The following is a 25,959-nucleotide window of genomic DNA, read 5'->3' as shown; positions in this document are numbered from 1 at the left end:
AGGACGCCCGGCGGCGGCACGACCGGGCCGCCTGCAGAAATGGACTGGAATCGGGCTAGATGCGCTCGGGGAGCACGAAGGTGCCGGTGGGCGGGTCCGCCTCGGCCGGCAGGTAGAGCCGCTGGACGGCGGCCAGGACGGCGGAGGCGACCGCGCTGCGCACGCGGGCGTCGAGCAGCAGCAGACGGTCGACCGGGTGCGAGAGGTAGCCGCAGTCGAGGCGCACGGCGGGCATGCGGGTCATCCGCAGCAGGTCCCAGGTCTTGGGGTGCGACCCGAGGTCCAGCATGCCGGTGCGGGCGAGGACCTCGCGGCGGGCCAGGTTGGCGAACTCCTCGCCGACCGTGGACGAGGCGCCCGACCCGGTGCCGTAGTAGTAGCTGGCCACCCCGCGCGCGTGCTCGGAGCTGTGCGCGTCCAGGTGCAGCGCGATGAACAGGTCGGCGCGGGCGTCGTTGGCGAACGCGGTGCGCTCGGCCGGTGACGGGTTCTGGTCGCGGCCCCGGGTCAGGTAGACCGTGGCGCCGGCCGCGGCCAGCCGTCCCTCGATGCGCGAGGCCAGGTCGAAGACGAGGTCGGCCTCGGTGGTCTCGCCCTCGACGAAGCCGGTCTCGGCTGCGCCGTGCCCCGGGTCGACCACGATGCGGCGGCCGATCAGGTGCGGGCCGCTGTCGACGAACGAGGCGCTCTGCCGCAGCAGCTGCGGCCGGCCGCCGGTGACCTTGCGGCCGAGCTGGCGCAGCGCCCGCAGGGTGGCCGGGCCGCAGGTGCCGTCGGCGGTGAGGCCGTAGTCGCGCTGGAAGGTGCGCAGCCCCACCTCGGTCTCGGGCCCGAAGACGCCGTCGACGGGTCCGGCGTCGTAGCCGAGCTCGTGCACCCGCTCCTGGAGGCTGATGACGTCGTCGCCGCGGATGGGCCGCTCCGGGTCGTAGCGCAGCAGCCGGTCCCCCAGCGACCAGCGGGCCTCGTTCAGCGCCCGGTAGGTCTCCTCGCCGACCCGCCCGTCGACCGACAGGCCCCGGTTCTGCTGGAAGTGACGGACCGCCAGCTCGGTGGCGGCGTCGTACTCCGCGTCGTCCAGGGCGATGTTCGGCAGGGTGGCCATGGCGTGCGGCGGCCGGGCCTGGGCGGTGCCGTCACCGTCGGGCAGCAGGCCGAGGCTCCGGAGCGCCGTCTGCACGTCGGCGACGGCGGGACCGCGGTCCCCGAGGCGCAGGATCTGCATACGGCTGTCGGCTCCCATCGTGTCCCTGATTGTCGTCCTCGCGGACCGTGACGGCCCACCGGGGTCCACCCGGACGAGCAAGGGGCCCGCCCGTCCGGGTGGACGGGCGGGCCCCAGGTGGCTCAGCGTGAGCCCCGGCCTGGCCGGGGATCAGCGGATGTAGTCGGCGAGGTCGTTCAGGATCGCGCCCTTGGGCTTGGCGCCGATGATGCTCTTCACCGGCTTGCCGCCCTGGAACACCGTCATGGTCGGGATCGACATGACCTGGTAATCGCGGGCGATCTGCGGGTTCTCGTCGATGTTCAGCTTGGCGATCGTCAGCTTGTCGCCGTGCTCGGCGGCGATCTCCTCGAGGACGGGGGCGACCATCTTGCACGGGCCGCACCACTCCGCCCAGAAGTCGACGAGCACGGGCTTGTCGCTGCCCAGGACGTCGCTGGCGAAGCTGGTGTCGGTCACCGTGACGGTGTTGCCTGCCATGGGTCGTTCTCCCTTGTCTCGGCTTGCTGGGTGCCTGTCGGGTCAACCGACGGGCAGGTGGATGTATGCCCGGTCAGCGCTCGTCGAACGTGTCGGCGAGCCAGCGCTCGGCGTCGATGGCTGCGGCCGCACCGGTGCCGGCAGAGGTGATGGCCTGCCGGTAGATGTGGTCGACGACGTCGCCGCAGGCGAAGACGCCGTCGATGTTGGTGCGGGTGCTGGGGTGCTCGACCTGGATGTAGCCCTCGTCGTCCAGCTTGAGCTGGCCGGCGAACAGCTCGCTGCGCGGGTCGTGCCCGATCGCGACGAACATGCCGCTGACCGGCACGGTCTCGGTGGTGCCGCTGGAGACGTCGGTGAGCTGCACGGCCTCCACGGTGCTGTCGCCGAGGACGTCGGTCACCTGCTTGCCGAGCTCCCAGCGGATCTTCTCGTTGTCCTGGGCGCGCTTGACCATGATCTTCGACGCGCGCAGCTCGTTGCGCCGGTGGACCACGGTGACGCTCTTGGCGAAGCGGGTCAGGAAGGTGGCCTCCTCCATCGCGGAGTCACCGCCACCGACCACGACGATGTCCTGGTCGCGGAAGAAGAAGCCGTCACAGGTGGCGCAGGCCGAGACGCCGCGGCCGAGCAGCCGCTCCTCGTTCTCCAGGCCGAGGTACCGGTACTTGGACCCGGTGGCCACGATCACCGCGTGCGCGCGGTGCACCTCGTCGCCCACCTTCACGATCTTCGGCTCGGCGGTCAGGTCCACCTCGGTGACGTCGCGCGCGACCAGCTCGGCGCCGAACTTCTCCGCCTGGGTGCGCATGTCGTCCATGAGCTGCGGGCCCTGGATGCCCTCGGGGAAGCCAGGGAAGTTCTCCACCTCGGTGGTGGTCATCAGGGCGCCGCCGAACTGCGAGCCCTCGAACACCAGGGGGTGCAGGTTGGCGCGCGCGGCGTAGGTGGCAGCGGTGTATCCGGCCGGACCGGACCCGATGATGATGAGGTCGCGGACGCCGTCGTGCTCGGCGGGCGGGATCGCGGGGTTCGCGATCTCCTCCGTCGTCACGGCGGGGCCAGGGGTCGGGAAGTCACTCACGGGCGGCACAACGAGGATCGTAGGGGCGGCATTCCCCGGCAACGCGCTGCCCTGGCCTACCCGGCCGCCCGGACCCCGACCTCGGAGATGTTCGCGGAGAAGCCGCCCTCGCTCGGCACCAGCCCGGTCAGCCACACCAGCACGTACCGGGCCGACACGGGCTCGTCGAAGGCCAGCTCGGTCTCCTGGCCCAGTTCGGCGTCGGCGACCGGGGCGAACCCGTCCAGCCCCGCGTCGGCGGAATCGCCGGTGCGGATCTCGACGGTGGCGCCCGGCGCGCTGGTCGTGATGGTGACCGCCGCCAGGTCCTGCGCGGAACCCAGGTCGAGGAGGAGGCCGACGCCGTCCTTGAGGTTGCCGAAGGCCGGCGAACCCCGGTACTCGTAGGTCGACCACGACGTGACGGTGTCGCCGTCGAAGGCCAGCTCCACGTCGCCCGGGTTGTCGGGGTCGCCGTCGCCCTGCGGGTCGAAGACCTCGGCGCCGGCGATGGCGACGGCCGCGCCGGGTTCCGCCGCGGCGCCGGTGCCGGAGCCCTGGGCCGGCACGCTCGACGACGGCGTGGAGCCCGGCGTCTCGTCGACGTCGCCAGCGACGGAGATGACGCCCTTGCCGAACCAGAACGCCAGGGCGGCGACCACGAGGAGGGCGAGCAGGGGGAGGCCGACGACGACCAGGCGGTGCCGACGGGCGCCGTCCTCGTCGATGTCCGTGGTGCCGGTGGCCGGCTCCTCGTAGCCCTCGTCCAGGACGCCGAACGTCTCGTCGTCGTAGCGGGTGGGCGGGTTCGGCACCGCGGACCCGGCGTAGGCGCCGGCGGCGGGCGCGACCGATCCCGCGGCGATCGTGTCGCCGCCGAGCGCGGCGGGGGCGACGGTGGTGTCCGTGACCGGCCGCACCGGCGGCACGGGGGGCAGCGTCTGCGGGTCGAGCCGCACGGCCTCGCCCGCGGTACCCGGGGTCGCGCCGTCCGCGGGGTGGTCGGAGGGCTGCTCGGCCTGCCGGTCGCGGAGCCGGCGCAGCCAGCCGCTGTCGGTCTCCTCGGCGCGGGCGGCGGCCGACATGGGGCCCGGGCGCGACCGCTCGGCCAGCAGCGAGGCCATGGCGGCGACGCTGGAGAGGCCCTGCCCGGGCTCGGCGGAGCGCGCCCGGCGCACCAGCGCCACGAGGTCCGACGGGCCGGTGAGCCGCCGGGGGCCGGGCTCCGACGGGTCGAGCCCGGTCAGGCAGGCCTCGAGCAGGGCGCCGAGGGCGGTGATGTCGCCGTCGATCGTGCCGGTCGCGGCGGGCACGGCGCGAAGCCCCACCAGGCCGTTCGGGCGCAGCACCACGTTGTCCGGGGTGAGCCCGCCGACGGCCAGGCCGACGCGGTGCGCCTCGGCGACCCCCTCGGCGAGGCGGCGCAGCACCGTGCGGACCTCGCGGTCGGGCATCGGCCCGCGGGCGAGGCGCTCGGCGAGGGTCTCGCCGTCGATCCACTCGTTGACGACGTACGCGGCGCCGCCGGGGCTGGCGGGGTCTCCCGTCCCCTCGGAGGCGTCGTAGACCATCGCGAGGGCCGGGGTGGCCAGGCCGCCGGCGGTCAGCGCGCGGCTGATCCACGCATGCGCGGCCGGACCGGCCGGGGTGTGCACGCGGATCGCGACGTCGCGGTTGAGGACGCGGTCCTTGGCCCGCCAGCACTGGATGACGCCGGTGGGGGTGGGCTCGTCGGGGCCGATCTGGTCGAGCGGCCGGTAGCGGTCCGGGAGGCCGGTGGTCGTCGATGTCATCGACACTGTCGACCCCCTGTCCTGTGGCGGCCGCCGACGCGAGCGCTCCGACGGTGGCGGTGCACCGCGCGAGGATCCGCTCACCCGCGCTCCCTCCGACCCCTGAGCGCCGCGAGGGGCTCCCGGACCTCGGGCACACGGGCGATCACGAGACCCGCGAGAGCCACACCGCCGATGACCACGGTACCGACCAGGACCGTCCCGAGCGACCCTGCCAGGGCCGTGCCGAACAGGTCTTCGGTCACGTTCCGGACAAGGAACCCGGCACCGCCCGCGACCACCGACACCGCCGCCATGCGCAGCACCGGCCCGAAGGTGGTGCGCGAGCTCAGCCCGCCCAGCCGGCGCCGCAGTGCCAGGTCGCCGATCACCCAGCCCGCGACGTAGGTGACGCTGGTGACGAGCATCAGGCCGGCCACCACGTCGTCGGGCCCGACCACCGCGGGCACGAGGAGCAGCAGGGGGACCCGGACGGCGACCATGCCGACCTGGATCAGGGTGGGGGTGCGGGCGTCCTTCATCGCGTAGAAGACCCGCAGCTGCAGCAGCGTCACGGCCATCGGGAGCAGCCCGAACGCGCCCACGGCGAGGGCCACGCCGATGCTCTCCGCCTCGGCGACGGACGTGTTGCCCCGCGCGAAGACGACGACCGCCAGCGGGGGGCCGAGGACGACGAGCACGGCGGTGACCGGCAGCAGGCCGAGCGCGGACAGCCGCGTGCCGAGGGAGAGGTCCCGGACGACGCCGTCGACGTCGGAGCGGGCCGCGGCCCGGCTCATCCGCGGGACCAGGGCGGTCAGCAGCGCGACGCCGATGATCCCGTAGGGCATCTGGAACAGGAGGCTGGCGATCGCGAGGGCGCTCGAGCCCAGGCCGCCCTCGCGGCCGGCCTCGTTGGCGATGCGGGTGGCCACGACGACGCCGATCTGGCTGACCGCCACGTAGCCGATCACCCAGAGACCGAGCGTCCCGGCCTCGCGCAGCCCGGTCTCGCGCCACCGCCAGCTGGGCCGCAGCGGCACGCCCGCGCGGCGCAGGAGGGGCAGCAGGACCAGGGCCTGCACGGCGATGCCCAGGGTGGTCCCGACGCCGAGCAGCCAGACCTGGCCCGGCGTGATGGTCACCTCGGTCAGCTCGCCGGGGTCGCTCGCGGCGATGAACAACCCACCGGTGGCGATGACGACGACGTTGTTGAGCACCGGCGCCCACGCGGGGGGTCCGAAGACGCCGCGGCTGTTGAGGATCGCCTGGGCGAGCGCCCCGATGCCGTAGAACACGATCTCGACCAGCAGGATGCGGGCCAGCCAGTTCGCCAGCTCCACCTGCTCGGGGTTGTCGGAGATGCCGTAGAGGGCGGTGAGCAGCGGCGCCGCGAGGACCGCGATCCCGGTGACCACGACCAGGCCGGCGGTGGCCAGGGTCATCAGGCGCTGCGCGTAGCCGACCCCGCCGTCCCGGTCGCGCTCCTGCGCGTGCACCAGCAGGGGGACGACGACGGAGGTGAGGACGCCGCCGAGCAGCAGCTCGTAGACGATGTTCGGCAGCGTGTTGGCCGTGTTGTAGGCGTCGTTGACCAGCCCGACGCCGAGCGCGGCCGCCAGCACCATGGTGCGCAGCAGCCCGGTGATCCGGGAGACCAGCGTGGCGACCGCCATGGTCCCGGCGGCGCGCAGGATCCCCCCGGCGGCGCCGGGCGCCCCCTCCCGCTGGTCGGCCTCCTCCTCGGTCTCCGCGGCCGGCCCGCGGGGCACCGGCGGCAGCACGGTGATGACCTGGGTGAAGTTGTCGTCGGCGGCGGGTACCCAGCGGTTGCGCAGGGGTGGCACCGGGGGCAGCGGCCGGGCGGCGGGCCGCGGGGTCACCGACGGGGGGACCGGCGGCTGGTCCGGTGCCGTGGTCCGGGCGGCGTCCCCGAACGGCGTGGACGGTGGTGGGGCGGCGCGGTAGGGCGGTGGCGGCAGGCCGGGTCCGCCCCCGCGCCGCGGGGGACGGGGCGCCGGAGGCGGGACGGGCGGCCGGCCGGCGCGCACCCGCTCGTCGGCCGGCCGCCCGTCAGCCGGCCGTTCGTCGGGTTCCGCGGTCACACCGGGCTCCGGTTCGGCGGCGGCAGCAGGGGCGCGCCCTCGGGGCCGCCGTCCGCGGCCCCCTCGGCGGCGGCGCGGCGGCGGCGCAGCACGAAGTTGACCAGCCGGCGCAGGAAGAGCACCCCCAGGAGCCCCGCCGCACCGATGGTGATGATCAGCGAGATCGAGCCATAGGCCGTGCTCTTCACCTGCAGCGAGATCTCGTCGCCGAGGGCACGGCCACCGGGTGTCATCAGCTGCGCCCGGACGGCGAACCCGCCCGCCTGGCGCACCTCGGTGGGCACCTGGAGGGTCGAGCGCTGCCCCGGCAGCAGCGTCTGGGTGCCGATGTCGCCGATGGACAGGCCGCGGCTGCCGCGGGTGCGCACGTCGAGCCGCACCTCGACGGTCATGGGCAGGTCGTTGCGCACCGTCAGCACCAGCGGGGCGTCGCTGGAGCCGAGGCTGTAGGTGCCGTCGGCGGGCGCGAGCAGGGTCACCTGCTGCAGCGCGCGGTCCAGCGACGCGTGCAGCGCCGTGGCGACCTGGCGGAAGTCCTCCGCGTCGTCGCGCCGCGTCGCCGCGACGGTGCGCGCGATCGCGGCGTCGTAGCTGCGCAGCGCGGTGTCGTCGTCACCCACGACGGCGCCCGCGAGATCCTCGCGGGTGGTCACGGCCGCGACGACCTCGAGCATGCCGGCCGGGTCGAGCGACGAGGCGTCCGGCAGGCCGGTGAGCTCGCCGGCGGGGGAGGCCGGCCCGGCCGAGAGCCCGGCCAGCGTCGCCGCGCGCAGCCACGGGAGGCTCGCGGTGTCGGCCATCATCGAGCCGGCTCCCTCGGGTCCGGCCTCGACCTCGCGCGGCGGCGCCACGAGGACCGTCTGCTCCGTGCCCGCCGGGGCCTGCAGGCTGAGCAGGGCGAGCTCGGCGAGGTAGCGCTGCTCGGCCATCCGCGCCCCGCCGGGGGTCTGCTCGGCCGAGCCCACGACCGCACCCAGGGTCGGGTCGGCGACCAGGACGTCGAGCGGCCCGGCAGCGGTGGTCACGGCGGTGCGGGCGGCGGCGGTGGCGTCGGCGAGGCCGGTCGCGTCGTCGCCCTCGGAGACCGCGCCCGCGTCGAGGACCACCTGCCGCACACCTCCGGCCTGCAGGACGGGAACGGTGTCGGCGCGCAGGGAGCCGCCGGGCGCCCAGGCCAGGTCGGTGCGCGGCTCGACGTCGAGCGCGTCGGCGAGGATGGCCGCCCCGGCGCTCTCCGTCGGCTCCTCGGGCTCCGGTGCCGACGACTCCGCGGCACCGGTGGACTGGGTGGCCGCCGCGCCGTCCTCGCTGCGGGTGCTGCCGGGCGGGTCCTGGGCGGTGCCCTCCGGGGTCCCGGGCAGGCTCCGGGTGATGACGTCGGGCAGTCCGGCACCGGTGAGGGCGTCCGCGTCCACGTCGCCGTAGGGCAGCGCCACCACCGGGTGGACGGCCGCGGCGTCGGCGAGCCGGTCGAGGAACGCCGCCGCCTCCTCCGTGCCGCGGCCCGGCCGGCCGTCGACCTCGTAGGGCCCCGCCGCCATGAGCTGCAGCTCCTCGACCAGCGCCGGGTCGACGGCCAGCGCGACCTGCAGGACGGGGGCGATCTCGGCGCCGGCGCCGGTCACGCCGCTGGGCAGCCGTTCGACCACCGCGAGCGCCCGGTCCAGGCGCCCGCCGCTGCTCACGGCATCGGCGAGACCGTCGTCCCGGAAGCCGCCGGACGGCGTGCGGTGGGAGGGCTCGACGATCGGCCACAGCCAGGCGACCGCCGTCGTGGCCTGGGGCGCGGTCGGTTGCTGGACGACGTAGGTCGACAGCTCCCCGACGCGGCGCTGCTCGACCCCGTCGACGACGCCGTTGACGTTGAGCAGCACCGGGTAGACGCCGTCCTCGGTCAGGCGCAGCTCCTCGGCGGCGACCGTGTAGCTGAACGGCAGCTCGCCCCCGGGTGCCAGCTCGCCGTCGACCGGGGTGAACGGCGCGAAGACCGTGGTGGCCGGGTCGGGGTCCTGCTGGTCGGCGGCGAGTTCGGCGCGGGTGGTGAGGACGGCGCCGCGCTGCAGCCGGACACCTAGGTCGGTGATCGTCGAGCCGCCGGTGTTCGTGAGCGTGCCGGTGACGGTCACCAGCGAGCCGGGCGTGATGGTTCGCGGCTCGAAGCGGCCGACCTCGATGGCCACCGGCCGGTCGGCGTCGACGGCCTCGTCCTCCCGGGTCGACGGGTCCTGGTCGGCCGACGGGTCCTCCGCGGTCAGGCCCGGGAGGCCGGCCGGGGCCGCCAGGGCGGGCGCCGCGGGCCCGAGCACCGCGAGACCGAGCGCCGTGGCGAACAGGGGGGCGACGGCGGCGCGCGGCAGCGCCGTCGGCGTCACGCGCTGTCGGCCAGCAGTGCCGGCGCGCGCTCGACGAGTGCCCGTTCGTCGGCGTAGGCGAGACGGCCGCTGAGCTCCTCCAGCGGCACCCAGGCAACCTCGGTGACCTCGACGTCGGCGTCGGAGAGCGCTCCGCCGATCGCGCGGAGGAGGAAGTGGTGCACGGTCTTGTGCACACGGCGGCCGTCGGCGACGAACCAGAAGTCGATGATCCCCAGCGGGGCGACGACCTCGCCGATGATGCCGGTCTCCTCCGCCACCTCCCGGACGGCGGTGTCCTCGGGGGTCTCCCCGGCCTCGATGTGGCCCTTGGGCAGCGACCAGAGCAGTCGCCCGCGCCGGTCCGTGCGGCCGATGAGGGCGGCACGGGGCCCCGTCACACCGTCGTCGGCGACCACCAGGCCCCCGGCTGAGGTCTCGTCGACCCGGCGGAGCCGGCGGCCGGGGCGCCCGCGCCCGCCCGTCCCAGCCATGCCAGGAGGGTAGCGCGCGTGCGGCGACAGCTCCGGGAGCACGGAGCCGACAGGAGCGAGCACGGCGGCGGGTCCGGAGCCCGACCGAGGTCGCAGGGCCACGGCACTACCCTGACTCGTCGTGTCCGATGAGCCGTCGCGTCCTCCGTCGCCCGAGCCGGTCCCCCCGGCGGTGCAGGCGACGGTGCGGGAGCTCGTCGACCTCTCCCCCGTGCTGACCGAGCTGGGCGAGCGCTTCACCGCCGCCGGCTTCGAGGCGCACCTCGTGGGCGGCTCCGTGCGGGACGCGCTGCTGTCGGCCGGTGCCGGCGTGGCGCAGGTGCCCGGCGATCTCGACGTGACGACCGACGCCCACCCCGACCAGGTGCTCGACCTGCTGCGCGGGTGGGCCGGTTCCACGTGGAACACGGGGATCGCGTTCGGCACCGTCGGGGCGGAGGTCCGCGGGGTCCGGCTGGAGATCACCACCTTCCGCGCGGACCGCTACGACCGGGAGTCCCGCAATCCCGAGGTCGCCTGGGGGGACTCCCTCCTCGACGACCTCGTCCGGCGCGACTTCACCGTCAACGCGATGGCGGTCTCCCTGGGCGCGGACCGGACGGTCACCGATCCCTTCGGCGGGCTCGGGGACCTCCTCGCCCGGCGGCTGCGCACCCCCGGCCCGGCCACCGACTCCTTCGCCGACGACCCGCTGCGGATGCTGCGCGCGGTGCGCTTCGTGGCGCAGCTGGGCCTCACGCCGGCCGACGACGTCGTCGCGGCGATGACCGCGATGTCCGGCGAGCTGGCCCGGATCACCCCGGAACGGGTCCAGGCCGAGCTGTCCAAGACCCTGCTGCAGGACTCCCCCCGCGCGGCGCTGGAGCTCTTCGTCGGGACCGGTCTGGCCGACGTCGTCCTCCCGGAGCTGTCCGCGCTGCGCATGGAGATCGACGAGCACCACCAGCACAAGGACGTCTACACCCACTCGCTCACGGTGCTCGACCAGGCGATCGCGCTGGAGAAGGCCGACCCCGGCTCGGGGTCCCCGGACCTGGTCCTGCGGCTGGCGGCGCTGCTGCACGACATCGGCAAGCCCGCCACCCGCCGCCACGAGCCACGCGGCCGCGTCTCCTTCCACCACCACGAGGTGGTCGGCGCGAAGCTGGTCCGCAAGCGGCTGGCCGCCCTGCGCTACTCCAAGGAGGTCGTGGAGGCGGTCTCCCGGCTGACCTTCCTGCACCTGCGCTTCCACGGCTACGGCACCGGGGAGTGGACCGACTCCGCCGTCCGGCGCTACGTCACCGACGCCGGCGACCTGCTCCCCCGCCTGCACAAGCTGGTCCGCTCCGACTCGACGACCCGCAACCGCAGACGGGCGGCGGCGCTGTCGGCGACCTACGACTCCCTCGAGCAGCGGATCGCCGAGATCTCCGCGAAGGAGGACCTCGCGCGGGTGCGCCCGGACCTCGACGGCAACGCGATCATGGAGCTCCTCGGCCTGGGCCCCGGACCCGAGGTCGGCCGGGCGTGGCGGTTCCTCAAGGACCTGCGGCTCGAGCGCGGTCCGCTCGACCGCGACGACGCGGAGGCGGCGCTGCGCGAGTGGTGGGCGGCCGAGCAGGGCTGAGCCCCGGCTCCAGCTCGCCCCCGGCGTTGCCGACAATCCTCCCGTGGACCAGCAGCCCGACGGGCACGGCGACCCGGGTCGTCTCCCGGCCTCGCCGACCGGCCGGGTACCGCAGTGGGTGCTGGACGAGGCGGCCGGCCTCCGCGTGGAGCCGGTCCCCTGGCGCGCGCCGGTTCCGCCGCCTCCCCCGCCGCGGCGCCGTCGCGGCCGGTCGGTGCTGCGCGCGCTGCTCGTCGTCCCCCTGGTGGTGCTGCTGAGCCTGGGCGCCTCGGTGCTGGTGGGTCCGAGCACCTGGCCGTGGACCCGGGTGTCCCCCGACCTCCCCTCGGCCGCGCCCGAGGTCACGCCTCCGACGCCCACCTCGCCGCCGGACCGCCCGACACCCGGGTACGAGGCCGCCCGCACACCGCTGGGCCGCCCCCTGCCCGCGCCGCCCGAGGGCGGCACCCACTCCTTCATCGCCGTCCAGCCCGACGGCGTCACCCCCGTGGCCTACGACCCCTGCCGTCCCGTGCACTACGTCGTCCGGCCCGACAACGCGCCGGCCGGCGGCGAGGAGGCCGTGCACGCGGCGTTCGCCCGCCTCTCCGAGGTGACGGGCCTGCGGTTCGTGCACGACGGCGGCAGCGACGAGCCGTCGACGCTGGACCGCCCGATCTTCCAGCCCGAGCGCTACGGGGACCGCTGGGCGCCGGTGCTGGTCGCCTGGGAGACCGAGGAGCAGAACCCGGCGCTGGCCGGGGACACCGTGGGCCAGGCCGGCAGCGTCGCGGTGGCGCTGGGCAAGGGCACCCAGGTCTACGTCACCGGCACGGTCTCGCTGGACGCCGGCCGGATGCCGGAGATCCTGTCGTTCCGGGACGGCGCCGAGACGGCGCGGGGCATCATCCTGCACGAGCTCGGCCACCTCGTCGGCCTCGGCCACGTCGACGACCCCGAGCAGCTGATGTACCCCGAGGCACGCCGCGAGGTCCCCGACTTCGCGTCAGGCGATCTCACGGGGCTCGCGGTCCTCGGGAGCGGTCCCTGCGTCCCCGAGCTCTGAGGCCTCAGCGGGCCAGGCGCGCGAACCCGACCGCGGCCAGCAGGTAGCCGACGGCCACCACCACCGGCACGAGGGACGAGATGCCCGACTCCGGGAGGACGAGCGCCCCGATCAGCAGGGCGAGCACGAAGGTCAGGTTGAAGAGGGTGTCGTAGACCGAGAAGACCCGGCCGCGGTAGTCGTCCTCGACGGTCTCCTGGAGGGTGCTGTCGACGCAGATCTTCACCCCCTGTGCCACGAAGCCCAGCAGCACGCCGACCACGACCACGGCGACGGTGCTGAACCGCAGGCCGAGGACCACCTGGGCGACGGCGCCGAAGACCAGCAGGGCCGGCACCCACCGGCGGGTGCCGATGGCCCGCACCACCGGGGGCGTCACCACCGCGGCGAGCAGCGTCCCCACCGCGGCGGCGGCCACGACCTGCCCCAGGCCGAGGATGCCGCCCGGGAAGAGGCCACCGCCGTCGGCGAACGTGTTGCGGTAGAGCAGCAGCGTCGTGAGCGTGAAGATGCCGTAGCAGAGCCGGTGCAGGCCGATCGCGAGCAGCGCCGCCGCCGCCGGTGGGAGCGCCGCGACGTGCCGCGCGCCGGCCACCATGCCCATGACGGTGTCGCGGGCGGTCTCCCGGGCGGAGCGGTGGACGGCAACCATGTGGTCGGGCCCGAGGTAGGGCCGAGGGAAGCCGCTCACGACGACGGACGCGGCGAGGTAGGGGACCGCGGAGGCGAGGGCCATTGCGGCGTACCCCGGGTCGGCCGCGCCGGTCGCCTCCAGCGCCAGGATCGCCGCCGCTCCCCCGACGACCGTGGCCACGCCCCCGGCCGTCGTCGACAGCGCGTTGGCGGCGACGAGGGAGGGCTCGTCGGTGGTGTGCGGGAGACCGGCCGACAGCGCCGAGAGCACGAACCGGTTCACGGAGAAGACCGCGAGGCCGGCCGCGTAGAAGGTGGCACCCTCGACGCCGCCGAGGACGAGGGCGGCGACGACCGCCACCAGGCCCGCGCGGACGAGGTTGGCGCGCAGCAGCACCTGCCGGCGGCTCCACCGGTCCAGCCACACCCCGGCGAACGGCCCCACGAGCGAGTACGGGAGGAGGAGGACGGCGAAGCCCGCGGCGATGTCCAACGGCTCGGCGGCCCGCTGCGGGTTGAACAGCACCGTGCCGGCCAGCGCGGCCTGGAAGACGCCGTCGCCGAACTGCGACAGCAGCCGGGTGCCCAGCAGTCGCCGGAAGTCGCCCCGCTGCAGCACGTGGCGGACCCCGGTCTGCACCTGCGGCACCCGGTCACCCTACGGGCGGGCCCGTCCGGGAGGCCGCGTATCCGCAGGCCGCGAGGGATCCGCCACCGGGAGCGCGCGGGTGGGGCACACTTGTCCCGATGACCCCGGCGCCCTCGTCACCCGACCCCGAGTCCGGCCGCCCGGTAGGGCCGGCGACGGGGCGCCGACGCGTCCCCGCGGTACCCGTCCTCGACATCGGCCGGCTCGACGACGTCCGCCCCGGTTCGCTGCTGGTCGCGATGCCGGCGCTGACCGATCCCACCTTCGCGGGCACCGTCGTCTACGTCCTCGACCACTCCGACAACGGCACCCTGGGCGTGGTCCTGGGCCGTCCGAGCCAGGTGGAGATCCGCGACGTGCTGCCCGGCTGGTGCGACCTCGCCGTCTCCCCCGGGGTGTTCCACGTGGGCGGACCCTGCGAGACCGACACCGCGCTGTGCCTGGCCACGTCCCCCGTCGTCGTCGCCGACGGCGAGGGCCCGCTGCGCAAGGTGGCCGGCGACGTGTACCTCGTCGACCTCGACAGCGACCCGGACGACCTGCAGACCGAGCTCAGCGGCCTGCGGGTCTTCGCCGGCTACGCGGGCTGGTCGCCGGGCCAGCTGGCCGGGGAGATCGCCGAAGGTGCCTGGGCCTGCGTCCCCGGCCGGCCCCACGACGTGCTGAGCGAGGCGTCGGGCCCGGAGCTGTGGCGCGCGGTCATGGGTCGGCAGACCGGCCGGCTCGCGGTGCTCTCGACCGCCCCAGCAGACCCATCCGTCAACTGAGGGTGTCCGGATCGCTCCGGATCTGGTAGGAAAGTGCCTGGGAGAGGGCGGTCTGGGGAAGAGGCCGCCCTCTCCCGCTGTCTGGGGCCCCGTCCGATGCGGACGGGGCCGTCGTCATCTCCCGGGTCATATCCCGAGCAGGGCCGCGACGTCGGCGTGCTCGGCGGCGTCGGCGGTCTCCTCCTCGGCGGGCAGGTCGATCCGGCGGATCCCGTGGTCCGACAGCGTGATCGTCACGTCGAACCCGGCGTCGGCGACGGTGGTCACGAACTGCGTGAGCAGGTCCTCGGAGGCGTCCACCGCGATCGTGCGGCCGCCGGGCGCCCCGAAGAGGGTGGCCAGCCGGCTGTCGATCGACCGCTGCCCCTGCCAGGTCCAGTCGCCGTCGAGGAAGGCGCGCGGGTCGTCGTCGCTGCGTGCGGACAGGTTGAGCAGCACCTCGGTGAGCACGTCCACCAGCAGCGCTGCGCCGTCGGCCTCGGTGCCCGAGGTGGTCGGCCGCCGCAGGTAGGACACCGCCGGGGTGCCCGCACCGGCCAGCGCGTCGGTGAGGCCGGGCACGTCACCGACCCAGACCTCGTCGGGCGTGAAGAACAGCGTCCGGACGTCGTCGGGGCGGCCGTCGTCGAAGCTGGTCACCGCCTGCGCGCGGCCGACGTCCTCGCGGAAGTCGACGGTGCCGGTGAGGGTGAGGAGCTCGTGCTCGCCGTACGGGGCGGTGACGACGAAGTCCGCCCCGCCGCGCTGCTCGTTGCGCTGCAGCAGGGCGGCCAGCACGCCGGCCTCCTCCTCGGTGACCGCGTCGCCGGTGGCCCGCACCCCGGCGTCCGACGTGCAGCCGGTGGTGAGCGTCAGCCCCAGCCCGGCCGCGAGGAGCAGGCGGCGGGCACGGGACGGCATGCGGTGGAGCGTATTCAGCCGGGGGCCCGGCGCCCCGCAGGACGCGACGAGGCCCCCGCTCCGTGGCGGAGCGGGGGCCTCGTGCGTCAGCGGGTCAGCGCTCGACGTCGCCCCGGATGAACGCGTCGACGGCGTCCCGGGCCTCGCTGTCGCTGTACTGCACCGGCGGGCTCTTCATGAAGTACGAGGACGCCGACAGGATCGGGCCGCCGATCCCGCGGTCCTTGGCGATCTTCGCGGCACGGACGGCGTCGATGATGATGCCGGCCGAGTTCGGGGAGTCCCAGACCTCGAGCTTGTACTCCAGGTTCAGCGGGACGTCGCCGAACGCGCGGCCCTCCAGGCGGACGTAGGCCCACTTCCGGTCCGACAGCCACGGCACGTGGTCCGACGGGCCGATGTGCACGTTGTCGGTTCCCATGTCGCGGTCGACCTGGCTGGTGACGGCCTGGGTCTTGGAGATCTTCTTCGACTCCAGGCGCTCCCGCTCGAGCATGTTCTTGAAGTCCATGTTGCCGCCGACGTTGAGCTGCATGGTGCGGTCCAGCTGCACGCCGCGGTCCTCGAACAGCTTGGCCAGCACGCGGTGGGTGATGGTGGCGCCCACCTGGCTCTTGATGTCGTCGCCCACGATCGGGACGCCGGCGGCGGTGAACTTGTCCGCCCACTCCTTGGTCCCGGCGATGAACACCGGCAGCGCGTTGACGAACCCGACGCCGGCGTCGAGCGCCGCCTGCGCGTAGAACTCGGCGGCCTGCTGCGAGCCGACGGGCAGGTAGCAGACGAGGACGTCGGCACCGGACTCGCGCAGGGCGGCGACGACGTCGACCGGCTGCTCGTCGGACTCCTCGATGGTGGCCCGGTAGTACTTGCCGAGGCCGTCGAGGGTGGTGCCGCGCTGCACGGTGACGCCCAGCGGCGGGACGTCGGCGATCTTGATGGTGTTGTTCTCGCTGGCGACGATGGCCTCGGAGAGGTCGCGGCCGACCTTCTTGGCGTCGACGTCGAACGCGGCCACGAACTCCACGTCGGACACGTGGTAGTCGCCGAAGCGGACGTGCATCAGGCCCGGGACCGACGTGGTCTCGTCGGCGTCCTTGTAGTACTCCACGCCCTGGACGAGCGAGGCCGCGCAGTTCCCGACGCCGACGATGGCGACCTTCACTGACCCCATGGGTTCTCCTTCTCCGAGCTGCTGCTCTGTGTCTGTGCCGTGGCGGGGGATGTCGCCTCGCGACGTTCCGTGTCGATGAGTTCGTTGAGCCAGCGGACCTCGCGGTCCACCGACTCGAGGCCGTGGCGCTGCAGCTCGAGGGTGTAGCGGTCCAGCCGCTGCCGGGTCCTCGCCAGCGAGGACCGCAGCCCCTCGCGCTGCTGCTCGACGGTGCGACGACGTCCTTCGAGGATCCGCAGCCGCACGTCGGCGGCCGTGTGCCCGAAGAAGGCCAGGCGGACGCCGAAGAGCCCGCCGTCGTCGTAGGCCTCCGGGCCGGTCTGGCTGACCAGCTCGTGGAAGCGCTCCTTGCCGTCGGCCGTGATCGTGTAGACGACCTTTCCGCGCCGGCCGGTGAGCGGTGGTGCGTCCGCCGGCAGCAGGGCGTGCGGATCGGGCTCGTCCGTGGAGATGAGCCCGGCCGCCCGCATCCGCTTGAGCGCCGGGTACAGGGACCCGTAGGAGATGCTGCGCATCCCCCCGAGCACCTCAGCGAGTTGCTTGCGCAGCTCGTAGCCGTGCATCGGGGACTGGTGGAGCAGGCCGAGGATGGCGAACTCGAGCATCTCGCCCTCCCTTCCGACCGCAGCCCTCGATGTATCGAGACGATACATTGGGCCGATGTCTCACCGACAGCCGGACGTCGTGCCGGGCACCGTGACCGGTGTCTCGGACCGGCCACCCGTCCCCGCCGGTGCGTACATTGGCCGCCGTGCCCGGACGTCGATCCGTCGTGGACTACTCGCTGCAGCGGCGAGCCGTTCTCGCCGACGTGTACGCGGGCCGCACGGGTCTGTTCGAGGTCTGCGACGCCAGTCCCTACCTCTCCCGGGCGGCGAAGTACCACGGCGAGGCGACCTCGGTCGCCTGCCCGGTGTGCCGCAAGGAACGGCTCACGCTGGTGAACTACGTGTACGGCGACCACCTGGGCCCGACCTCCGGGCAGGCCAAGACGGAGGCCGAGCTGGCCCGGATGGACGCCGCGCAGGAGGAGTTCACGGTGTACGCCGTCGAGGTGTGCCGCGGGTGCGGCTGGAACCACCTCGCCTCGTCGTACGTCCTGGGTGCGGAGCCCGTGCCGGGGCAGCAGCCCCGCAGGGGCCGGCGGCGGGCCGCCACGGAGTAGCTCCCGGGCGGAGGGCGGCGGTCGTCCCGCCGGACCCCTCCGTCACAGCAGCCCCTGCGGGGCGCCGCTGGGCGGGGACCTCCCCCGCTCGTCCTGCCGAAGACGCCAGGCTGCAGGTCACGCGCTGATCCGGTGCACACCGGGCGGCCGCCGACTTGCTGCGAACGAACGTGCTGCGAACAGACTTGCCCGAACAGAACTGAGAGAGAGGGGTTCCTCGTGCCGAGCCACGACGAGACCTCGCCCGTCGCGCCGCGCGCCGGATCGGTCCGCCGTCCGCCGCCCGCGCGCACCCGGAGCACCGGCGGGGGCGGCCGTGGACAGGGCCGGCCGCCGGCCGGTGGCCGCGCGCGCACGACGGCGTCGCGCAGCGGCGGCACCCCGCCCCGGCCCCCGGGCAGCCGCCCGACCGGGGCTCGGCCGGCCGCCAAGGGCGGCAAGCCGAAGGGCAAGGCGAACCGCACCAAGAAGCAGAAGCGCATGCGGCGGCTGAAGATCGCCGGCGGCCTCCTCGCCGGCATGCTCGTGCTGCTCGGCGTCTTCGTCGGCGTCGTCTACGCCAGCACCGAGGTGCCCAGCCCCGACTCGATCACGACGTCGCAGACGACGGTCATCTACTACTCCGACGGCGTCACGGAGATGGCCCGGCTCGGCGACGAGAACCGCACCAGCGTCTCGCTCGAGCAGATCTCCGAGCCCGCGCAGAACGCGGTCCTGGCCGCCGAGAACCGCAGCTTCTACTCCGACCCCGGCATCTCGCTGTCCGGCATCATCCGGGCGACGTGGAACAACCTCACCGGAGGCTCGACGCAGGGCGGCTCGACGATCACCCAGCAGTACGTGAAGAACGCGATCCTGCAGAACTCCGAGCAGACCTTCAGCCGGAAGTTCCAGGAGCTGTTCCTGTCGATCAAGCTCGACAACAACTACACGAAGAAGCAGATCCTCGAGAACTACCTGAACACCATCTACTACGGCCGCGGCGCCTACGGGATCGAGGCGGCGGCCAACACCTACTTCGGTGTCCCCGCGGCGCAGCTGACCGCCCAGCAGGGCGCGGTCCTCGCCGTCCTCATCCGGAGCCCGTCCCGGTACGACCCCGAGGTGAGCCCCGAGGACGCGCTCGACCGCTGGGAGCGGGTCCTCGACGCGATGGTCGAGGAGGGCTGGCTCACCGCCGAGGAGCGGGCCGCGTCGGTCTACCCGCCGGTGCTGCCCAAGGCCGCGTCGTCGCTGGGCATCCCGACCGACTACAGCGGCCTCATCGTCAACCGCGTGCTCAGCGAGATGGAGAACGAGCACGGCTACGACGAGCAGCAGATCCGCGCCGGCGGTCTGCGCATCACGACGACCGTCGACCCGGCCATGCAGAACGCGGCGCTGGCCGCGGTCAACGACGTCATGGAGGGCGAGCCGCGCGAGGTGCTCCGGCAGGCGCTCGTGGCGGTGGACCCGCGCACGGGCGCGGTCAAGGCGTACTACGGCGGGGACATCGGCGCGGGCGAAGGCGCGATCGACTACGCCCGCGCCCAGCGGCAGCCGGGTTCCTCGGTCAAGCCCTACGTGCTGGCGACGGCGCTGGAGAACGGCATCAGCGTCGACGCCCGGCGCGACGGCAGCTCGCCGCTGACGTTCCCGGACCGGCCCCCGAACCGGCCGGTGCGCAACTCCGGCGGTGCCTCCTGCCCCGCCTGCACGCTCACCGAGGCGATCACCCGGTCGCTCAACACGACGTTCTACGGCCTCACCTACGAGCTCGGGCCGCAGAACGTCCGGGACACCATGCTCCGGGCGACCGGGCTGGGGGAGACCTGGGAGAGCGGCAACCTCGCGGGCTCGACCACCCTGGCCGATCCCCAGACCGGGGGTACCGACTCGGGGCTCGGCATCGGGCAGTACGAGATGCGCCCCATCGACCAGGCCGTCGGCTTCGCGACCTTCGCGGCGGGCGGGATCCAGCGGGACCCGTACTTCGTCGCGAAGGTGGCGGACAACGAGGGCACGGTGCTGCTGGAGAACGCGGGCGACCCGGGTGAGCAGGTCATCGACGCCGACGTCGCCAACGACACCACGTTCGCGATCGAGGGGGTGGCCTCCTACTCCCGCCGGGCGCTGGAGGACGGCCGCGAGGTGGCCAGCAAGACCGGCACCGTGGGCTCCTCCGACGAGGACAACTCCGACGCCTGGATGGTCGGCTACACGCCGTCCCTCTCCGCGGCGGTGTGGATGGGCAGCGACGGGAACGACCCGATCGTGGACGTCCGGGGCCGGATCATCTACGGCTCCGGTCTGCCGGGCGCCATCTGGCAGCAGTTCATGGACACCGTCCTCGCGGGCACCCCCGAGGAGAACCTGCCGGACAAGGCCATCATCCAGGGCGACACCGGCGAGGGCGTGCCCGAGCCGACGCCGACCCCCGAACCCACGCCGGAGGCACCGGCCCCGCAGCCGACGGCCGTCGTCCCGACGGAGACGCAGGTCGCGCCGACGACGTCGGCCGCGCCGACCACGAGCGTGCCGCCGACGACCAGCCAGCCCGGCGTGCCGAGCCTCCCCGGGCAACCCGGGCAACCCGGGCGACCGGAGAACCCGGGCGGCGGCGGCTGAGTCGCCGGCACCCCCCGATCCCGCACACTGAGCGGGTGAGCAGCACCTCCACGGACCCCTCCGGAACGCCTCCGGAGGGGTCCGTGCTCGTTCCACGTGGAACGGCCGGCGACGCGGGGATGCCGGAGCGGCCCGACCGCGTGGTGCCCTCCTGGGTCGACCCGGTCGTGGCGCAGGCCAGCGAGGCGGTGGGCGGGCCCTGGGGGCGGCACGCGGCCACCGGCCGCGCCTGGTTCTGGACGCCGCTGCGCGTGTGCCTGCTGTTCGCCACCTGCGTCCTCGCCCTGGCCTGGATGAAGCAGGCACCGTGCGCGGCCGGCGACTGGAGCGGCTCCCGCCAGTACACGCACTTCTGCTACTCCGACGCGGTGCCGCTCTTCGGCGGCTACGGGCTCGGCGACGGCGCGCTCCCCTACCTGGACGCCCGCGTCGAGTACCCGGTGCTCACCGGCGGTCTGATGGCGCTGGCGGCGGCCGGCGCGCAGCTGTACGACGACGCCTCGGCCGGGGTGGGCCTGCTGCCCGACGTCCCGCCCGTGCAGGCCTTCACGGTGCTGACCTGCCTGCTGCTGTCGTCCTGCGCGCTGCTGCTGGTGCGTGCCGTCCTCGGGCTCACCGGCCGCCGTCCCTGGGACGCCGCGATGATCGGCCTCTCCCCGGTCCTCCTGGTCCACGCCTTCACCAACTGGGACCTGCTGGCCGTCGCGCTGGCGACCTTCGCGATGTTCGCGTGGGCGCGGTCCCGGCCGGTGCCGGCCGGCCTGCTCCTCGGGCTCGGCATCGCCGCGAAGTTCTACCCGCTGCTGCTGCTCGGCGTCCTCTTCGTGCTGTGCCTGCGCGCCGGCCGGCTGCGCGAGTGGGCCACCACCCTGGCCGCCGCCGTGGTGGCCTGGTCGGCGGTGAACGTGCCGGTGGCCCTGCGGGCGCCGGACAACTGGTCCTGGTTCTTCGTCTTCAGCCAGCAACGGCCGGCGAACCCCGAGTCGATCTGGAACATGCTCCTGCACGCCACCGGCTCGCGGATCCTCGACGGGCCGCTCGCCGCGGGCGAGACGCCGACGGTGCTCAACGCCGTGGTGACGGCCTGCCTGCTGGCACTCGCGGCCGGCGTCGCCTGGCTGGCGCTGGCCGCGCCCGTGCGGCCGCGGGTGGCCCAGCTGGCCTTCCTGCTGGTGGCCGGCTTCCTCCTGCTCAACAAGGTGTGGAGCCCGCAGTTCTCGCTGTGGTTGCTCCCGCTCGCCGTCCTGGCCCGCCCGCGCTGGCGCTCCCTCCTGCTCTGGCAGGCGACGGAGGTGCTGGTGTGGGTCGTGACGATGCTGCACTACCTCGGCACCGACAACCGGGGCATCGAGGTCGAGTGGTTCTTCTTCGGGGTCCTGCTGCGGGACGCGGCCGTCGTCGTCCTGATGGTCCTGGTCGTGCGCGACGTCCTGCGCCCCGACGGCGACGTCGTCCGGACCAGCTGGCTCGGGATCGACGACCCCGCGGGCGGCCCGCTGGACCACGCCCGCGACCGCGTCGTCCTCCGCGGGTGGCGGCTGGTCGCTGCCTCAGCCGCCCAGGGCCGTCCTCAGCAGGCTGATCTCCGCGGCGTGCGACGCGGCGTCGCCGGGCGTCTCGAGCACGATCGGGCAGTCGGCGGCCCGGGCGACCTCGAGGAGTAGCTCCGTCGGGATCTCGCCGTCGGCCAGCGGCGCGTGCCGGTCGCGGCTCGAGCCGTGCGGGTCGCGGCTGTTGTTCAGGTGCACGAGGTCGATCCGGCCGGTGCGGGCGCGGACGTCGTCGACCACGGTGGCGAGGTCCCACCCGGCCGCCCAGGCGTGGCAGGTGTCGAGCACGAACCCTGCCCCGTGGTCCCCCACGGCGTCGAAGAGCCGGTCGACCGCGTCGAGGTCGCGCGCCATGGCGTTGCCGCCGCCGGCCGTGTTCTCGATCAGCAGCGGCAGGGGGAAGCCGCCGTCCTTCTCCTGATAGGCGAACGTCTTGCGCCAGTTGTCCACGCCGACCGCCGGGTCGTCCTCGGCCAGCACGTGGCCGCCGTGCACGACCAGGCCCGCGGCGCCGATGGCCGCGGCCGCCGAGGCGTGGGCAGCGAGCAGCTTGCGGCCGGGCACGCGGATCCGGTTGTTCGTGGTCGCCACGTTGAGCATGTACGGCGCGTGGACCACGACGACGACGTCGGAGGCCAGCAGGTCGGCCTGGTCGGGGCGCGGCTTCGGGTTCTTGTAGCTCTGCGGGTCGGTGAGGAACACCTGCACGCCGTCGGCGTCCATCTCCGCCGCCCGGGCCAGCGGCCCGCCGTCCTCGAGCTCGCCGTCATCGGTCAGGCCTGGTCCGACGTGTACGCCGATCGGGTGTCTGCCCACGCTCGCCGACCCTAGTTCGTCGGTGAATTCAGGTTTAGCCGTAACTGCGATCACACATCATCGTTCATGCAGCGTGACGGGGGTTACTCGCCAGTAGGCGGGGTGTGGTTCCGCAGCGCACAGTGGAGGTAGAGCAGAACATGGCAACCGGTCGGATCCGTCGAACGGCGCAGCGGGGCATCGCCGCTGCCGTCCTCGGCTGGCTAGGTGTGGCCGCCTTCTCGGTGCTGATGGCCCCCAGCGCCGCCGCAGCCCCCACGGCCACGATCGAGATCAGGAACCTGACGCCCCCGGTGGCGAGCGTGGACGCCGGCGGCACGATCACCTTCGTCAACAAGATCCCGGCCGCGAACAAGGGCGGGATCAACCTCGGCATCGTCAGCGTCTCGGCGACGGTCTACACCGACGTCTCGGTGAGCTTCTTCGGCGAGCAGCGCACGCTGGCCCCCGAGCAGAGCACGGCCTGGACGTTCAGCGCTCCGGCGACCCCCGGCACCATCACCTACACCTACCGGGTCGTCCCGCAGGCGCAGCTGCCGCTGGGCGTCTCCGCCAACCAGGTGGTCAACGCCGTGCTCGGGTCGCTCCCCCCGCTCCCGGCCCCGATCCCCTACGTCGTCCAGACCATCGCGCCGAACCTGCCGAACCTGCCCAGCGTCGGGCTCCCGCCGCTGCCCCAGGTGAACGTGCCGCTGCCGACCGGCCAGGTCCCCGCGCCCCCGGGGACCGGCGCGCCGCTGCCGGCACCCGAGGGCGCCCCGGCGCCGACGGCGCCCACGAACCAGATCCCGCCGACGCCCGGCGACCCGTACGCCTACGACGTCGGCGGCTCGGCCCCGCGCATGTCGCCGTCGGACATCGTCGCCGCCGCCGCGTTCGACCCCTCGCGCTACTTCGTCCCGGGCCAGAGCCTGGGTGGCTCCGACCGTGCCGGCGCCGGCGGCGCCGGGGGCGTGCCCGGCAGCTACGACGGCGCCTCCGTCCCGGTCTTCGGCCAGCTCGCCGGGCTCGACGGCGCCGCGCTCGAGGAGGGCGACGCCGTGACCGAGGCGGCGTCGGAGTCCACGCCGGCGCAGGCACTGCCGGCTGCGGCCCTGGCCGCGGTCGTGGCCCTCGCCGCGGTGACCGCCGCGCTGGTCCGCACCCACCAGGCATCCCGCGCTTCGCGCTAGCCATCGCACGGCCGCCGGCCGCCGTCCCACGGGACGGCGGCCGGCGTCGTCGGGGGGCCCTGTGGACGGCGGAGGACGGCGCCGTCCGAGGCGCTGGTAGCCTCGTGCTGCGCGCTCTCGGCACGTGCCGGGGCGCGCTACGCATGCACGACCCTCCTGCTGCAGATGTCCTGCAGCCGCCAAGTCCAGAGGAGGTGGGGTTCTCCGTGCGGAATTACGAACTGATGGTCATCCTCGACCCCGAGCTCGAGGAGCGCACGATCGCTCCCTCGCTCGACCGGTTCCTGACCGTGGTCACCAAGGCCGGTGGCACCGTCAAGACCGAGATCTGGGGCCGGCGTCGCCTGGCCTACGAGATCAAGAAGCAGGTCGAGGGCATCTACGCGATCGTCACGATCGAGTCCGAGCCTGCAGCGGTCGCCGAGCTGGACCGCCAGCTCAACCTGAACGAGTCGGTGCTGCGCACGAAGCTGATGCGGCCCGAGGTCCACTGACCATGGCCGGCGAAACCGTCATCACCGTCATCGGCAACCTGACCGCCGATCCGGAGCTGCGCTTCACGCCGTCGGGCGCTGCCGTCGCCAACTTCACCGTTGCGTCGACCCCCCGCACCTTCGACCGCCAGTCGCAGGAGTGGAAGGACGGCGAGGCGCTGTTCCTCCGCTGCAACGTCTGGCGGCAGGCCGCGGAGAACGTGGCCGAGTCGCTCACCCGCGGCTCGCGGGTCATCGTCAGCGGCCGGCTCAAGCAGCGTTCCTTCGACACGAAGGAAGGCGAGAAGCGCACCGTCATCGAGCTCGAGGTCGACGAGATCGGCCCCTCGCTCCGCTACGCCACCGCGAAGGTCACCCGTGCCTCGCGCGGTGAGGGCGGCGGCAGCTTCGGTGGTGGCGGCGGCGGCTTCTCCGGCGGCGGTGGCGGCGGGGGCGGTGCGAGCGACCCGTGGTCGACGCCCGCCGGTCCGTCCGACGAACCGCCCTTCTGATCTCACCTCCCTGAACGACACACCTGGAGAACCCGGTGCCCAAGCCCCCCATCCGCAAGGTCAAGAAGAAGGTCTGCCAGTTCTGCAAGGACAAGGCGACCTACATCGACTACAAGGACACGACGCTGCTGCGGAAGTTCATCTCCGACCGCGGCAAGATCCGTGCCCGCCGCGTCAGCGGCAACTGCAGCCAGCACCAGCGGGACGTCGCCACGGCCGTCAAGAACAGCCGTGAGATGGCCCTGCTGCCCTACACCTCGACGGCGCGCTGATCATGAGCACGATGAAGCTGATCCTGACGCAGGAGGTCACCGGCCTCGGTTCCTCCGGCGACACCGTGGAGGTCAAGGGCGGGTACGGCCGCAACTACCTGCTGCCTCGCGGCCTGGCCATCAAGGCCACCCGCGGCGCCGAGAAGCAGGTCGAGTCGCTCCGCCGGGCGCGTGCCACCCGTGAGGTGCGCTCGCACGAGGAGGCCACCGCCGTGGCCGGGCAGCTGTCCGGCCTCACGGTGCGCGTCCCGGCCCGTGCCGGTGAGGGTGGCCGCCTGTTCGGCCGCGTCACCACCGCCGACGTCGCCGCCGCGGTCACCGCTGCCGGCGGCCCGGAGCTCGACCGTCGCCGGATCGAGCTCCCGAGCAGCATCAAGACCACGGGCGAGCACACCGTCACCGTGCGGGTGCACCCGGAGGTCACGACCCAGCTGGCGATCGAGGTCGTCCCCGGCTGAGCCGGCTGGCAGCACCGCCCGGAAGGGGCGTCGGACTCCGGTCCGGCGCCCCTTCCGGCGTCTCGGGGCACCTCTGCGTGCACAGGGCCCCCGCGGGTCGTGGAACAGGGCGCTGTCGGCGGCCACCCCCTGCTCCGAGCCGTGGCTCGGGACCGACGAGGAGACGCGGTCGTCCTGGGCGTCGGAGCACATGGGCGAGGCGTCGACCGCGAGGCGGTCCCGGCCGGACGGGGCGCATGGGGGCAGCCCGTCACTCCTCCCTCGCCTCTGCGGCGACGTCGAGCACGCGGCCGGCACCCCAGCCCGGGGCAGCCGGCCGACCGGAGCACGACGCCGACCGGCTGCGCGTCGTCGGAGGCACCGGGTACCGCAGCTCCCCCGAGCGGCCCGTAGGACGGGCCACCCCGGTGTCCCGGGCCGCGGGACCCCTCACCGTCGCGGTGCAGCCGGAGAGGAGCGCTGACAGGGCCAGGAGGCAGGCTCCGCTGACGAACGCTCCGCCGCTCGGCACGGACGGAATCCAGCCGTGCCGGACGCCGGCCTGCCGGGAACACCCCGGGGAGTCGGCGGAACGGTGGACGGACGTGGGCGCGAGCTCCGCGACGGGTGGTGCGCGCCTGTGACACGTGGTGCACGACGGGGAAAAATGTGGAGAACTTTCTCCCGT

General features: G+C 74.0%; 23 protein-coding genes. 11 read left to right on the top strand and 12 right to left on the bottom strand.

Annotated features, from left to right (window positions below; translation table 11 throughout):
• Window positions 1-55: 55 nt before the first annotated feature.
• The 7 genes from DCS98_RS14420 to DCS98_RS14390 all read right to left on the bottom strand — a co-directional run bounded on the left by DCS98_RS14420 (window position 56) and on the right by DCS98_RS14390 (window position 9,490).
• Window positions 56-1,225, bottom strand: a complete 1,170-nt coding sequence (locus DCS98_RS14420; protein WP_116452061.1) for an N-acetylmuramoyl-L-alanine amidase — start codon at window positions 1,223-1,225, stop codon at window positions 56-58.
• 150 nt (window positions 1,226-1,375) lie between these two features.
• The gene (trxA, locus tag DCS98_RS14415) at window positions 1,376-1,705 is read right to left on the bottom strand and encodes a thioredoxin (protein ID WP_116452060.1); all 330 of its coding nucleotides are present in this window, start codon (window positions 1,703-1,705) and stop codon (window positions 1,376-1,378) included.
• A 73-nt stretch (window positions 1,706-1,778) separates the two neighbouring features.
• Window positions 1,779-2,789 carry a thioredoxin-disulfide reductase gene (gene trxB, locus DCS98_RS14410; RefSeq protein ID WP_241038012.1) on the bottom strand — a complete coding sequence of 337 codons (1,011 nt, stop codon included), beginning with the start codon at window positions 2,787-2,789 and terminating at the stop codon, window positions 1,779-1,781.
• A gap of 56 nt (window positions 2,790-2,845) precedes the next feature.
• Entirely contained in the window at window positions 2,846-4,561 is a 1,716-nt protein-coding gene (locus DCS98_RS14405; RefSeq protein ID WP_116452266.1) for a hypothetical protein, read from the bottom strand.
• Window positions 4,562-4,641: 80 nt separating this feature from the next.
• Complete coding sequence (gene murJ, locus DCS98_RS14400; protein ID WP_241038010.1) at window positions 4,642-6,645, bottom strand: murein biosynthesis integral membrane protein MurJ; 2,004 nt, start codon at window positions 6,643-6,645, stop codon at window positions 4,642-4,644.
• The gene (locus DCS98_RS23065) at window positions 6,642-9,017 is read right to left on the bottom strand and encodes a hypothetical protein (protein ID WP_164704574.1); all 2,376 of its coding nucleotides are present in this window, start codon (window positions 9,015-9,017) and stop codon (window positions 6,642-6,644) included. Before DCS98_RS23065 ends, murJ begins: the two co-directional genes overlap by 4 nt.
• The gene (locus DCS98_RS14390) at window positions 9,014-9,490 is read right to left on the bottom strand and encodes an NUDIX hydrolase (protein ID WP_116452264.1); all 477 of its coding nucleotides are present in this window, start codon (window positions 9,488-9,490) and stop codon (window positions 9,014-9,016) included. The genes DCS98_RS23065 and DCS98_RS14390 overlap by 4 nt, the downstream gene beginning before the upstream one ends.
• A gap of 121 nt (window positions 9,491-9,611) precedes the next feature.
• On the opposite strand from DCS98_RS14390, the gene DCS98_RS14385 reads away from it, so the two are divergent.
• Both DCS98_RS14385 and DCS98_RS14380 read left to right on the top strand, forming a co-directional pair.
• Window positions 9,612-11,099, top strand: a complete 1,488-nt coding sequence (locus DCS98_RS14385) for a CCA tRNA nucleotidyltransferase (protein WP_116452058.1) — start codon at window positions 9,612-9,614, stop codon at window positions 11,097-11,099.
• Between the two features lie 43 nt (window positions 11,100-11,142).
• Window positions 11,143-12,144, top strand: a complete 1,002-nt coding sequence (locus tag DCS98_RS14380) for a matrixin family metalloprotease (protein ID WP_116452057.1) — start codon at window positions 11,143-11,145, stop codon at window positions 12,142-12,144.
• A gap of 4 nt (window positions 12,145-12,148) precedes the next feature.
• Here the strand turns inward: DCS98_RS14380 and DCS98_RS14375 are convergent, their stop codons facing one another.
• The gene (locus DCS98_RS14375; protein ID WP_116452056.1) at window positions 12,149-13,426 is read right to left on the bottom strand and encodes an MFS transporter; all 1,278 of its coding nucleotides are present in this window, start codon (window positions 13,424-13,426) and stop codon (window positions 12,149-12,151) included.
• 98 nt (window positions 13,427-13,524) lie between these two features.
• On the opposite strand from DCS98_RS14375, the gene DCS98_RS14370 reads away from it, so the two are divergent.
• On the top strand, window positions 13,525-14,193 hold the full coding sequence (locus tag DCS98_RS14370) for a YqgE/AlgH family protein (protein ID WP_206340275.1): 669 nt from the start codon (window positions 13,525-13,527) through the stop codon (window positions 14,191-14,193).
• Between the two features lie 126 nt (window positions 14,194-14,319).
• On the opposite strand, the gene DCS98_RS14365 is transcribed toward DCS98_RS14370, so the two are convergent.
• The 3 genes from DCS98_RS14365 to DCS98_RS14355 all read right to left on the bottom strand — a co-directional run bounded on the left by DCS98_RS14365 (window position 14,320) and on the right by DCS98_RS14355 (window position 16,872).
• Window positions 14,320-15,093: a hypothetical protein gene (locus tag DCS98_RS14365; RefSeq protein ID WP_116452055.1), complete on the bottom strand. Its 774-nt coding sequence runs from the start codon at window positions 15,091-15,093 to the stop codon at window positions 14,320-14,322.
• Window positions 15,094-15,187: 94 nt separating this feature from the next.
• Window positions 15,188-16,267 (bottom strand): inositol-3-phosphate synthase, encoded by a 1,080-nt coding sequence (locus DCS98_RS14360; protein WP_116452054.1) that lies wholly within the window; start codon window positions 16,265-16,267, stop codon window positions 15,188-15,190.
• Complete coding sequence (locus DCS98_RS14355; protein WP_116452053.1) at window positions 16,255-16,872, bottom strand: PadR family transcriptional regulator; 618 nt, start codon at window positions 16,870-16,872, stop codon at window positions 16,255-16,257. Before DCS98_RS14355 ends, DCS98_RS14360 begins: the two co-directional genes overlap by 13 nt.
• Window positions 16,873-17,018: 146 nt before the next feature.
• Between DCS98_RS14355 and DCS98_RS14350 the strand changes: the two genes are divergently transcribed.
• The 3 genes from DCS98_RS14350 (at window position 17,019) to DCS98_RS14340 (ending at window position 21,703) form a co-directional block, all read left to right on the top strand.
• Window positions 17,019-17,432, top strand: coding sequence for a DUF5318 family protein (locus tag DCS98_RS14350; RefSeq protein ID WP_206340274.1), 414 nt, complete (start codon window positions 17,019-17,021; stop codon window positions 17,430-17,432).
• A 219-nt stretch (window positions 17,433-17,651) separates the two neighbouring features.
• The gene (locus tag DCS98_RS14345; RefSeq protein WP_241038008.1) at window positions 17,652-20,039 is read left to right on the top strand and encodes a transglycosylase domain-containing protein; all 2,388 of its coding nucleotides are present in this window, start codon (window positions 17,652-17,654) and stop codon (window positions 20,037-20,039) included.
• Between the two features lie 83 nt (window positions 20,040-20,122).
• The gene (locus DCS98_RS14340) at window positions 20,123-21,703 is read left to right on the top strand and encodes a glycosyltransferase family 87 protein (RefSeq protein WP_241038006.1); all 1,581 of its coding nucleotides are present in this window, start codon (window positions 20,123-20,125) and stop codon (window positions 21,701-21,703) included.
• Here DCS98_RS14340 and DCS98_RS14335 read toward each other — a convergent pair.
• A complete protein-coding gene (locus tag DCS98_RS14335; protein WP_116452050.1) occupies window positions 21,590-22,405 on the bottom strand; it encodes a deoxyribonuclease IV in 816 nt (271 codons plus the stop codon). The two genes, DCS98_RS14340 and DCS98_RS14335, sit on opposite strands and share 114 nt — an antisense overlap.
• Window positions 22,406-22,545: 140 nt before the next feature.
• Between DCS98_RS14335 and DCS98_RS14330 the strand changes: the two genes are divergently transcribed.
• The 5 genes from DCS98_RS14330 to rplI all read left to right on the top strand — a co-directional run bounded on the left by DCS98_RS14330 (window position 22,546) and on the right by rplI (window position 25,292).
• Window positions 22,546-23,577: a hypothetical protein gene (locus DCS98_RS14330; RefSeq protein WP_164704573.1), complete on the top strand. Its 1,032-nt coding sequence runs from the start codon at window positions 22,546-22,548 to the stop codon at window positions 23,575-23,577.
• A gap of 206 nt (window positions 23,578-23,783) precedes the next feature.
• Window positions 23,784-24,071: a 30S ribosomal protein S6 gene (gene rpsF / locus DCS98_RS14325; RefSeq protein WP_034952381.1), complete on the top strand. Its 288-nt coding sequence runs from the start codon at window positions 23,784-23,786 to the stop codon at window positions 24,069-24,071.
• 2 nt (window positions 24,072-24,073) lie between these two features.
• On the top strand, window positions 24,074-24,562 hold the full coding sequence (locus tag DCS98_RS14320) for a single-stranded DNA-binding protein (protein WP_116452048.1): 489 nt from the start codon (window positions 24,074-24,076) through the stop codon (window positions 24,560-24,562).
• A gap of 35 nt (window positions 24,563-24,597) precedes the next feature.
• Window positions 24,598-24,834, top strand: a complete 237-nt coding sequence (gene rpsR, locus DCS98_RS14315) for a 30S ribosomal protein S18 (protein WP_116452047.1) — start codon at window positions 24,598-24,600, stop codon at window positions 24,832-24,834.
• Between the two features lie 11 nt (window positions 24,835-24,845).
• Window positions 24,846-25,292: a 50S ribosomal protein L9 gene (rplI, locus tag DCS98_RS14310; protein ID WP_116452261.1), complete on the top strand. Its 447-nt coding sequence runs from the start codon at window positions 24,846-24,848 to the stop codon at window positions 25,290-25,292.
• Window positions 25,293-25,959 lie beyond the last annotated feature (667 nt).

It is taken from the genome of Blastococcus litoris (genome assembly GCF_003075095.1).
Lineage (GTDB): Bacteria > Actinomycetota > Actinomycetes > Mycobacteriales > Geodermatophilaceae > Blastococcus_B > Blastococcus_B litoris.
Note: the sequence above shows the minus strand (reverse complement) of the source record. Positions and strands in the feature narration are given on the sequence as shown.

Excerpts from the sequence above, each read along its gene's own strand:
- DCS98_RS14360 (WP_116452054.1), bottom strand. The coding sequence starts at position 16,267 with ATGGGGTCAGTGAAGGTCGCCATCGTCGGCGTCGGGAACTGCGCGGCC.
- DCS98_RS14420 (WP_116452061.1), bottom strand. The coding sequence starts at position 1,225 with ATGCAGATCCTGCGCCTCGGGGACCGCGGTCCCGCCGTCGCCGACGTG.
- DCS98_RS14355 (WP_116452053.1), bottom strand. The coding sequence starts at position 16,872 with ATGCTCGAGTTCGCCATCCTCGGCCTGCTCCACCAGTCCCCGATGCAC.
- DCS98_RS14365 (WP_116452055.1), bottom strand. The coding sequence starts at position 15,093 with ATGCCGTCCCGTGCCCGCCGCCTGCTCCTCGCGGCCGGGCTGGGGCTG.
- DCS98_RS14320 (WP_116452048.1), top strand. The coding sequence starts at position 24,074 with ATGGCCGGCGAAACCGTCATCACCGTCATCGGCAACCTGACCGCCGAT.
- DCS98_RS14390 (WP_116452264.1), bottom strand. The coding sequence starts at position 9,490 with ATGGCTGGGACGGGCGGGCGCGGGCGCCCCGGCCGCCGGCTCCGCCGG.
- DCS98_RS14330 (WP_164704573.1), top strand. The coding sequence starts at position 22,546 with ATGGCAACCGGTCGGATCCGTCGAACGGCGCAGCGGGGCATCGCCGCT.
- rplI (WP_116452261.1), top strand. The coding sequence starts at position 24,846 with ATGAAGCTGATCCTGACGCAGGAGGTCACCGGCCTCGGTTCCTCCGGC.
- DCS98_RS14370 (WP_206340275.1), top strand. The coding sequence starts at position 13,525 with ATGACCCCGGCGCCCTCGTCACCCGACCCCGAGTCCGGCCGCCCGGTA.
- trxA (WP_116452060.1), bottom strand. The coding sequence starts at position 1,705 with ATGGCAGGCAACACCGTCACGGTGACCGACACCAGCTTCGCCAGCGAC.
- DCS98_RS14405 (WP_116452266.1), bottom strand. The coding sequence starts at position 4,561 with ATGACATCGACGACCACCGGCCTCCCGGACCGCTACCGGCCGCTCGAC.